This window comes from Levilactobacillus parabrevis ATCC 53295 (assembly GCF_001434055.1).
GTDB lineage: Bacteria > Bacillota > Bacilli > Lactobacillales > Lactobacillaceae > Levilactobacillus > Levilactobacillus parabrevis.
Window position 1 is genome coordinate 1 of record NZ_AZCZ01000054.1, and the last position, 10,279, is coordinate 10,279.

At 40.6% G+C, this 10,279-nt stretch carries 8 protein-coding genes and 2 pseudogenes; 2 read left to right on the top strand and 8 right to left on the bottom strand.

Going from position 1 to position 10,279, the window contains the following annotated elements:
- On the top strand, positions 1-603 hold a 603-nt coding region (locus FD07_RS11015), incomplete at its 5' end, for a transposase (RefSeq protein WP_156403286.1).
- A gap of 97 nt (positions 604-700) precedes the next feature.
- Here FD07_RS11015 and FD07_RS11020 read toward each other — a convergent pair.
- From FD07_RS11020 to FD07_RS12655, 8 genes and pseudogenes are all read right to left on the bottom strand, one after another.
- A complete protein-coding gene (locus FD07_RS11020; protein ID WP_020090222.1) occupies positions 701-1,696 on the bottom strand; it encodes a polysaccharide pyruvyl transferase family protein in 996 nt (331 codons plus the stop codon).
- 1 nt (position 1,697) lies between these two features.
- Complete coding sequence (locus FD07_RS11025; RefSeq protein ID WP_020090221.1) at positions 1,698-3,092, bottom strand: lipopolysaccharide biosynthesis protein; 1,395 nt, start codon at positions 3,090-3,092, stop codon at positions 1,698-1,700.
- A 33-nt stretch (positions 3,093-3,125) separates the two neighbouring features.
- Positions 3,126-4,355: a hypothetical protein gene (locus FD07_RS11030; protein ID WP_020090220.1), complete on the bottom strand. Its 1,230-nt coding sequence runs from the start codon at positions 4,353-4,355 to the stop codon at positions 3,126-3,128.
- A 20-nt stretch (positions 4,356-4,375) separates the two neighbouring features.
- Positions 4,376-5,530, bottom strand: coding sequence for a glycosyltransferase (locus FD07_RS11035; protein ID WP_020090219.1), 1,155 nt, complete (start codon positions 5,528-5,530; stop codon positions 4,376-4,378).
- 48 nt (positions 5,531-5,578) lie between these two features.
- The gene (locus FD07_RS11040; RefSeq protein WP_020090218.1) at positions 5,579-6,652 is read right to left on the bottom strand and encodes a glycosyltransferase; all 1,074 of its coding nucleotides are present in this window, start codon (positions 6,650-6,652) and stop codon (positions 5,579-5,581) included.
- A gap of 45 nt (positions 6,653-6,697) precedes the next feature.
- Positions 6,698-7,798: a non-hydrolyzing UDP-N-acetylglucosamine 2-epimerase gene (gene wecB / locus FD07_RS11045; protein WP_020090217.1), complete on the bottom strand. Its 1,101-nt coding sequence runs from the start codon at positions 7,796-7,798 to the stop codon at positions 6,698-6,700.
- Positions 7,795-8,589 (bottom strand): WecB/TagA/CpsF family glycosyltransferase, encoded by a 795-nt coding sequence (locus FD07_RS11050; protein ID WP_020090216.1) that lies wholly within the window; start codon positions 8,587-8,589, stop codon positions 7,795-7,797. The genes wecB and FD07_RS11050 overlap by 4 nt, the downstream gene beginning before the upstream one ends.
- 68 nt (positions 8,590-8,657) lie before the next feature.
- Positions 8,658-9,121, bottom strand: a pseudogene (locus tag FD07_RS12655) (IS3 family transposase); the annotation flags it as partial.
- Positions 9,122-9,230: 109 nt separating this feature from the next.
- Between FD07_RS12655 and FD07_RS12835 the strand changes: the two are divergent.
- Positions 9,231-10,032, top strand: a pseudogene (locus tag FD07_RS12835) (IS30 family transposase); the annotation flags it as partial.
- Positions 10,033-10,279 lie beyond the last annotated feature (247 nt).

Genomic DNA, 10,279 nt, shown 5'->3' on the forward strand with positions numbered 1-10,279 from the left:
TCTCAGGAATCAGCTTACATCCAAATGGATGTGAAGACCCTTTATAGAATCCTGTGTAGTGGTAAACGACCAACTCGTGATGATTATTTCTATAGTCCGATTGTTAAATTTGAAGTAGACGGGCAAGAAATGCCCGTCAAATTAGTCTACGTTTCTAATCGTGGTGCTTCGAATCAATATTTAGTATTGGCGACTACGAAAATAGGACTACGGCCCAAAGAAATCATCCAAATGTATGGTCGTCGCTGGCAAATCGAAGGCTATTTCAAGGTGGCTAAACAGTACTTGCAGTTTGATCAGACCCAAATCCAAAGTTATGACGGCCTTTGTGGCCATATGGCGTTAGTTATGATGAGTTATGATATTCTGGCGCTAGCCCAGCGCCAGAATATTGACGAACGCACTCTCGGTGATCTGTTTTTTGAATATGGTCGAGCGCTTCCCGATATTCCAGTTGCTGAAGCCTTGAGTTGGCTAATGAGAACTCTTAGTGGTCTAGGTAGAAAGATGGGCATGTCTTCAGAAGCCCTGGACACCATTTTTGAAGAATTCACAAAAGCACTGCCTAGTAGTCTCGCGAGACTACTAGGCAGTGCTGGATAAAGCTGGGAAAGNGGATAAAGCTGGGAAAGTATTATTTTGGACCTCAGGCCTTTCGTGATAAGGGCTGAGGGCTATTTTCGTACTTTCAACCTTTAGGCTAAATGAATTGGGATTTCCATTGCTTAATTTTGTCAAACGGAACATGAATATCCATTTTGCGCTCCCCATTAATGAAATCAGAAATTGCTGCAATATTGTGGTAGCTGACAGTAGGCAAATTGGTATCCTTTGCAATTTCCCTCGCTCGATTGTCTAATTCCACAATTAACGTTCGACGTTGATGTTGTAGCGCACGAATGCCGGCATGTAATCGAGTACCAATATAATCCGTATCCTCAGACAGAGCTTCATCATAGTCAGAAAGGTTCGGAGAAATAAATTGAATTCTATCCGCGCCTTCCACGTTCAAACGTACGAATACTTCAATATCTTCCTTTGCTTGAATCCAAAGCTTCACAACTCGATAATTATCTAACAGCAACTCAAGCATTTGTTTGTAGGAAGCCAAATACTCTGGAGTCTTGTAATAGTTAGTGATTGTTGTAACAACCTGATCACTTTTCTTTAAAGAAATTGCCGCTAAATGTTTCTCAGTCAGTCCCCACATAGTAACGCAAGCAGTATTAATTGACTTAATCCCCATTTTTTCAAGCTGATGTTGCGTGTATGAATCACGAACTGAATGCAAATATTTTTGTGACAATGAACGCTTGTATAACATAGATTGAGCGATATTAAGTGGCCAATCCATCAACCGGTCGTATTTCTTATAAGAAGTCCATCCAACACCCAAGCCAACCGCAGAAAAATTCTTACCATCTCGAAACCCAAACTTCCACTGTGAGTGATTGCGCCCTCTAAAACGGTTGGTCAGTATATTGGTACCACCAATAAAACTAAGCTCAGACTCTTTTGCCCATTGCTGCGTTTGTATCCCAACCGTTTCATGCGTCGGGGCATTGATGAAGAAACTATTGGGAAACATCGAGTGCAGTTGATTACGTACCGCATCCATAATGATGAAATCCCCCAAGTTCTCGGTTACAACACTCGTATCAAACACTAGAATAGAATTATATATATTATTTGTCATATCATTTCTCGCCTCTAAATTTTTTCACTTTAATAACGGATTGTATGTTAATTATAATTAAAGAAAATAGTAAACCGACTAGGATCTCAGTTACGTACGATGATGCTGGTATAAAAATTTGAACACCTGTCATACCTAAAATTAAAGCTATGGAAACAAGCATTTGTGCCCAATTAACCCGTATTTCTATCATCTTTTTGGTGTCATGCATGCGAACCAGCGTAACAAAAGCAAAACCTAATGCTGAACCAATCCCAGCTCCTTGCAATCCCATTAAAGGAATCAAAGTAATATTAAAGATGACATTAGCAAGCATACCATAAATCGTTGTTTTCATAATACCAACCGTTTTTTTTGCTGCTAAATAAATTGTGCCATAAAAACTGGATAGATTTGAGAAAAACGAAGCAATCAACAAAACTGGAACTATTTTCCACGCTTCAAAATAACTTTCTCCGGCATAAATCGTCATCACTGGACGAATAAAAATTAATATGCCGCCTATTAAGATAACGGAACAACCTACGTTTGCATTAAAAACACTGGAAAAAAACTTTTCTCGCTGATCACTTTCATACTCCTCCACAGCGGATATTTGCCACGCTTGAGAAAAAATATTGTAGAAAACGTTGATAATAGTAGGTATTTTGGTTGCGACAGCGTAAAGCCCATTTGCGGCTAATCCTAAAAACCCAACAACGAAGAATCGACTTGCATCATTGGTAAAAAACCAAAGAAATGCATTTGGAATCAACGGAACGCTGTAGACTAATAATGTTTTGAGTAGCTTGGCATTGTTCCCTGAGAACGAGTAAAATTTCCATAGTTGTGCACTACAGAACATAAAAACCACTGAGACAAATGCCGAAATAATCAATGCATCCAAATAACCGACCACACCTTGTCGCAACACAACAATTTTTATAGTACCAATTACGGCGAGTACAACTGAACTCAACAACCCATTCATCGCAAAAATACGTACATAACCGATCCCACGGATGAAATTTTGAAACAAAGCCTGAAGTAACCCAAATGCCAGATACACCAGCAAATATCCTGCGTATTGCACTTGGAAAAAAATCATGAGAGGCAACGCAACTATCGCAAGTAGAAACGTACACAGGGTAAACGATAAACTCGTTGAAAAAATCGCTTTTACATCTGCATCAGTATCCATGACGAATCTAAACACCGCATCAGCAATGCTCAATGCCACTATGGGTAGAAGCATGTTAACAGTCGTTGTAATTAAATCAACCTGGCCAAAATGTGCTGTGGACATGTATCGCGTAAATATCGGAATTAAAATGAAGCTAATTAGTTTGCTTCCCAAATTACCAATAGCGAAAATTCCCAAGTTACTCGCAAGCTTCTTTACTTTCCCGTCTGCCATGGATTCCTCCTTATCTTTTATTCATACACTGATTCAAGACACAACAGTCCCGCTTGTTTCCTGATCCCGACTTATCCTTAGATAATATCCCAATGTTAACGCAATCAGCACGATAGGAGCGTTGGTAAACACTGCCTCCACAAAACTACTAGCAATCACATAGAAAAACAAGGATAGTGCCGCCGAAAGGGCGTTAGGACTACTCTGGAAGACTCGGCGAATGTCTTTGAGAACACAGTATAGCGAAAGTAAATAGGTCGTCATACCAATTAATCCATATTGTCCAAAGATATATGGCCAATACGTATCCGACATATACTTAAACCCTTCAGATTGTCTCAAACCCGAGATATTGCTTATTCCGTAGGTAAAATATAATGGAGAATAATACTTCCCCGAAATTGAACTAGCAAAAGTCCCTAGCCCAGATCCGAGAGGAAAATAATTACACATAATCTGAAAGCCTACGATATAGAGCGCTGGTCGAGCAGCAACCAGTCCCCACGACAAGTAACTGGCGACTTTATTCCGGGCAATGAAATATACCAGAACTAATACAATCGCTAACACCATATATAGGCGTAAGGAGTTCTTAGACGCCCTGCTCCGCCTGGATTGTACAGCAGATTTACGATATCCAAACATAAGAGTGCACGCAGCCACGATAAAAATGAACGCCTTAGTTCTCATACTCAACGCGAGGACTAAAAATGATAATCCAATATATCCTGCATTCTTTTTTGTCCCGTTAGCAATAAAGACAGCCGCCATTACAACAACAGATGCGACCATGAAGGTGCCGTGAGTATATAAGAATGCATACTCTTTTATGGGACCTCGATAGCCTTCACCCATTCCAAGATCGACGAATTGATTTACGACTCCACAAAATGCCAGAATCCAGATATAAAATCTTGAAAATGAAAGGATCCGTCGCCTTTCTCTCTCTGCATTTTTGTCCGATGCAAATGCAGCAGCATAAACATACACAATGAAAAATTTGCTAACCGCTAGGATGTCCTTGAAAGCGGCTATCCTACTTGGTTGAATATGAAACCACGCAGAACTTAATATTCCAAGTAATAGTGTGATCAGGAAAAAAATAATAATCATAACAATAGTCTTAGGAAGCTTAGCATGTGGAAGGCGAATCAGAATCAAAAGAAACAGTACTATTGAAATGAGTTCATCCGAATATTGAAACACTCCTATATATTTTTCTAGGATATTTTCAATTAGTAAAAAAACAAATAGCACAGACATTACGCACTCTCCAATTCCACCTAAAAGCGAGAAACTTCCGTCAACTTCTTTTCAACTAATCTGGTAGTCTCACGAATATCGTACTGAGCGTCACAAATAGCCTTGGACGTATCTTGCCTCTGATAGCCACGAACCTCATCAATAAAGTTGGCCCACTTTTTTGGCCCCAAATTTAAATCTAAAAACGAAACATTGCCGGTCACGTCAGCTTCTAACGAGATATTTGACGATAACACGCACTTTAAACCCGAAGCCTGCGCTTCAATTGCAACCACAGGCAAACCCTCAAAATGAGAAGGCAGTACAAATACATCCATAGCCTGCATTAGATCAGCTACTCTATCGGTCTCTCCCATGAATCTTACACGATCATTAAGCCCATATTCATGAACGAGCGATTGAATCGAACCAAATTTTTCACCCACCCCAATCAGAAGTAATACAGCCTTAGTATCAATTTTGCTTATTTCCTTCATGATTGCGATTAAAAACTCATGATTCTTTTGCTCGGCAAACCGACCAACATGGCCTAAAACGAGATGGTCTCGCCCAATATTTAGCTCCTTACGTATCTTTTCGCGTTTTTCCTTATTATAAGTATACTTAACCGTCTCAATACCGTTTTGAATAAGAGTATACTGTCCCTGTTCAGCAACCTTGCCTCCAAACATCCATTGTGCCGCTTTGTCAGAACAAGCAAAACGTTCACTCGATATTCGATTAATCACTGCTCTTCCCAAGTAATTGACAACTGAGTGCCCTATACCGGCACCGTCTTCAGATGCGTTATGAGAGTGGATAACAATTTTATGAATGCCAGCCAACTTGCAAATCAGTGGGTACTTAAATACTGCTGCTGGTGTACTCAAGTTAAAGTACGCGAGGTCATAGCCACGACGAGCAGTTTTATATGCGTTCCAGAACAGTTCGAACATCTCTCTGACTCCGCTACTCTTTTCGCTCGACAGGGGGATTTTCTTTCCACCCAACGAAGCAACTTGATCATCGAAAAATTCTTTACGATCTATCTTTGTAATGAAATCCAAAGAAAATTTCTGCTTATCAATATGTTTCAGCAAATTAACTGAGTATTTTTCAATGCCGCCGCTTGTCAAGGTGTAAACCATATAAAAAACTCGTAAAGGCTTTTTTGGCCTTCTTTCAGACAGTACCAAGCTCTCAACTCCTCACAAAACGCCTTCGTCTAAATCATCCCTATTAATCTATTTACACAATTCATAGACTTCGTTATATGAACTAATGAAATCATCATAATTATATTCGCTGGAAAAAGTTTTATACGCGTTGTTTTCCAACGTTTGTTTTAAAGTTGGATTTTCAATGATTTTAAACATTCCTTCAGACAGTGACTCAGGGGCGTCTACAGGTACGAGTATGCCGTTAACACCATCTTTAACAATCTCGTTGTTTCCAGAAATATCAGTGCAAACCATTGTCCTTTTCTGCGAAAAAACTTCTATCGGGGTCAACGGTAGTCCTTCCCATCTTGACGCCAACACCACCAAATCAAGTTGCGTGATTATGTCTAAAACATTTTCTTGAAATCCTAAAAACAGCACTGAATTTTCAAGCCCCAGCATCTTTGTCAAGGATTCTAACTCTGCATGATCCTCGCCCTCGCCGACAATCACAGCAACAAGATCTTTTTCAGGATGTTGTTGTCGTAACATACCGAACGCCTTTACGAACACATCCATACCTTTTTGACGGGATAAGCGCCCAATACTCCCGATCAGTATCTTACCTTGCTCCCTCAATTGGGTCAGAAGTGGATTGTATTGTTTTGAGCGAGTGTTACGAATAGTGTTCTTTATTGTTCTTATTTGTTCGGGATCAATCGCATAAGTGTCAATCAGGTTTCGTTTCACACCATCTCCAACTGCCACGATACTGGATCCCTTTAATGCAAATTGCAGTAATCTGATCTTGTTAAAGAAAACATTATGGGCTGTGTATACTCGTTCTGTGCCAAGAAACATCGCAACAATCCGCGCGTAGAACGCTGCCATTCTATGGTGGGAATGTATAACGTCAATTTTTTCGCGTCTAACAATTGTGAAGATTAAGGCAAGACATTTAAGCATGACGAACGGATTCTTGTTATCTAAATCCGGTATTTTATATTGTTTGATCCCATCCTGCTCTAATTTATCAGCATATACTCCGCCGCAAGAGACCACAATCTGCTCTTGAGCTGAATTATCTCGACATAACTGATAAACGATTTTTTCAGCGCCACCTTGACCCATAGTTCTTGAAATATGCAGTACTTTCATTCATATCCTCACTGTCCATTTGCTCTTCTCCGAGTGATGATGAACCTAGACCAATGCTTGCTCAAGTATATCAGCAATCTGCTTACAAGCGGTTCCATCACCATAAGGATTAGATGCCTGGCTCATCGCCTTATACTCTTCGGAATCAGATAACAAACGGTTAAACTCATTGTAAATCGTTTCTTCGTCTGTCCCAACCAGCTTTAGTGTGCCTGCAGTAATACCTTCAGGTCGCTCCGTGGTGTCGCGCATAACCAACACAGGCTTACCCATACTTGGCGCTTCTTCTTGAATACCACCCGAATCAGTTAAGATCAAATAGCTGTGGCTGGTAAAGTTGTGAAAATCGAGAACATCCAAGGGTGGGATAATGTGAATTCGATCATCATCTCCCAAAATTTCGTCAGCAATACTACGAATGGCTGGATTCATATGAATTGGATAAATTGCCTTGACATCATCATGCTCATCCATAACACGACGAATTGCTCGAAACATATTTTTCATCGGTTCGCCTAAATTTTCACGACGATGCGCAGTAATCAAAATTAACCGGCTACCTTCTGCCCATTGTAACTCAGGATGTGTATAGTTCTTGTCAATCGTTGTCTTTAACGCGTCTATAACTGTATTGCCCGTCACAAAGATGGATTTAGGGTCACGTCCTTCTTCGAGGAGATTCCGCCTCGAAAGTTCCGTTGGTGCAAAGTTATATTCACTAATGATGCTAACTGCTTGACGGTTAAATTCTTCAGGAAATGGTGAGTAAATATTATGTGTTCGTAATCCTGCTTCAACGTGACCAACCTTGATTTGTAAATAATAGCAAGCCAGTGCCGTTGCAAAAGTTGTTGACGTATCTCCGTGAACCAGTACAATATCAGGCTCTTCTCGTTCCAATATTGGTTTGATTTTGTCCAAGATTGCAGTGGTCACATCAAACAACGTTTGTTGCTTTTTCATAATCGAAAGATCAAAATCAGGAACCACATCGAATGCTTCCAAAACTTGGGTAAGCATTTCTTTATGCTGACCTGTAACACATACAATTGTTTGTATGTCTTTACGCGTTTTAAGTTCATTAACGAGTGGACACATTTTAATCGCTTCTGGACGAGTGCCGAATACTAACATTACTTTTTTCACTTTACTTTCTCCAATTTGTTCGAAAATTTTTCTCTGATTACACTACCGATAAACTTGGAATTACCTTTAAAGTACCGACCAAACAACCGTTTAGGTTCCTGAAGAACTCTAAACAACCACTCCAAATTCGTTTTCTGCATCCACTGAGGTGCGCGTGGAATCTCGCCAGAAATGACATCAAAGCTTCCGCCGACTCCCATAAAGACACTACGATTTCCATCGTTTTGTAAAAATTCAACAAGATATTCTTTTATTGGCGATGTAATCCCAACAAAAACAAAATCGGGGTTTGCATGTTTGACTTTTTCAGAAACCCGCGGCCAATCTTCTTCTTTGAAATAGCCATCTTCCACACCAACAATGTTGAGCCGAGGGTAGCGCTTCAGTAATTCTTTTGCTGTTTTTTCAACGACACACTTTTTGGCACCTAACAAATAAACACTGTATTGTTTTTTCTCACTCAGTTCGACAAGTGCCATCATGAGATCAATCCCGGCGACTCGCTCAGGCAAATTTTGCTTCAAAAACTTACTAGCTAAAACAACGGACGCACCGTCGGCATTAATTATGCCACAGCTGTTCACAATCTGTTTGAGCCGAGGATTTTTTCTTGAAGAATTTATTTTATCTGCATTCACCCCTATAAGATGTAACGGCTCCTTATTTAAAACATATTTTTCAACAAGGGCTATCGTTTCCTTCTGATTGAGCTTGTCTATCTGTATTCCCAAAATATTTATGCGTTTGTTATGCCCTAGGATACGTTCCTGTTTAATACCGGTTTCCGTCAAATCAAATCACCTCGTAAAAAGCCTTTACCCAATTAAGGGCGCCTTGACGTTTTTCTGGGCTCGAATCGTCACGCAGCCTTGCTATGACGGTGTTCTTCCGGGCCTTTTCCTCCTAAAGAATTTTTCAACTCTTGGTGTTATACCACTCAATATAGCTGGCCAGTACGCTGATGAATTCTTCCTTGAACTTTCCCAACCAATCTCGGTTATAGAAGAACTCCGTCTTCAAATGATCAAAGAAGCTCTTCGCCTGTGCATTATCGGGAGTTCTAGCTTTCTTCGACATCGAGCAGGTCAACTCGAAGCAAGTCATCAGTTCGATCCAGACTGGCCAGTGATAGTGGACATCACGGTCTGAGTGCACACTGGGATGACTACCATGTGGGAGGCCTTCAGCCGCCACTTCTAGCATCACATTGATTAGTTTAGCATTTAGACTGGTTCCGATGAACCAATTGGTAACTTGGCCATCAAAACAGCCGATGCTTGGCGAGAGATAGATCTTCCCGGCCTGAATAGAGAACTCGGTGATGCCTAGATTGCATAATTAAAGTTACCATCTGTAAAAAGTGAAAAGGCCTGCCCTTTCTTGCTAAAATGGTGTTTGCATAACAAGTCATTTAGAAAGAAGAATAGGTCTCATGACCATTATAACATTAGTCGAGCGATCTAAGATAGAACTTATGCAGAATCAACAGTGCTCTATTCAAGGCATTGCAACGACCTAAGGTCGCTCTCGGTTGTCCGCTTCACCGTTGTTCCGGTGGCTATTAAAGTGCCATTGTAGCTCAGAAACATGCTGATCTTTGTCGACATCGGTGCGGTCGTCACTCGATTTTAACGTTAAGGTTAAATCGTGTGATCACCGAAAAATTACGATTAGGATGGTCACCTGAAATGGTCATCCATACCGTTCATTGTGCTCCACACACGATTTATCGTTGGATTTACTAAAGAAAAATCGACTTCCAGTTAACTCAACTCTTTGATCACAGCAAACGTCGCAAAAGAAAACAAGACCTTAGGTCGCACTACAACCCATTGGTAGGAACCTCAATTGATGAGTGCAGTGAGTCAGCTAATCGACGAGCTGAAAAAGGGCATTTAGAGATAGATACAATTCGCAGTGGTCGTGGGGCAAAAGCAGCTCTTTTACCCGTTGTTGATCGTGCTACTTGTTTGTTAGCGACAACTAAGCTTGATAATTTGTCACAGAGTGCGGTTTTAAAGGGCTTTTCGAGACTGATTGCAGACTTTCCTGGCCCAGTTCGAACAGTGACTGTAGACCACGGCAAAGGGTTCCCTTGCGATCAAGCACTGACAAAACGCTACGGGATACCCGTTTATTTTTGCCATGCCTATCACCCCAATGAACGTGGCACCAACGAACGGTTCAATCGCGAACTTCGTTACTATTTCCCGAAAAGGATAAAGTTTGACCGGACCGGTTTCTCCGGTGTAATGATTCAATGCTGTCGTAGCACTTTGCCAAATGGAAGAATGTTCTGCCGCCTTTTGATTTAATGCAGGCTCTCTTTGTGTCAATCGCATTCCTGAAGCATTATTTGAAACACTTTTTAATTGCTTTATTGGTTTCCCACATTTTGGGCAAAAATTCGATTGAGTTGTTAACCTTTCTCCACAGTTCACACAAAAATTAATTTTATGGTAGATTGCAAATTTAATCCGA

Coding starts and splice junctions, on each gene's coding strand:
- FD07_RS11040 (WP_020090218.1), bottom strand. CDS start 6,652: ATGAAAGTACTGCATATTTCAAGAACTATGGGTCAAGGTGGCGCTGAA.
- FD07_RS11025 (WP_020090221.1), bottom strand. CDS start 3,092: ATGGCAGACGGGAAAGTAAAGAAGCTTGCGAGTAACTTGGGAATTTTC.
- FD07_RS11030 (WP_020090220.1), bottom strand. CDS start 4,355: ATGTCTGTGCTATTTGTTTTTTTACTAATTGAAAATATCCTAGAAAAA.
- FD07_RS11020 (WP_020090222.1), bottom strand. CDS start 1,696: ATGACAAATAATATATATAATTCTATTCTAGTGTTTGATACGAGTGTT.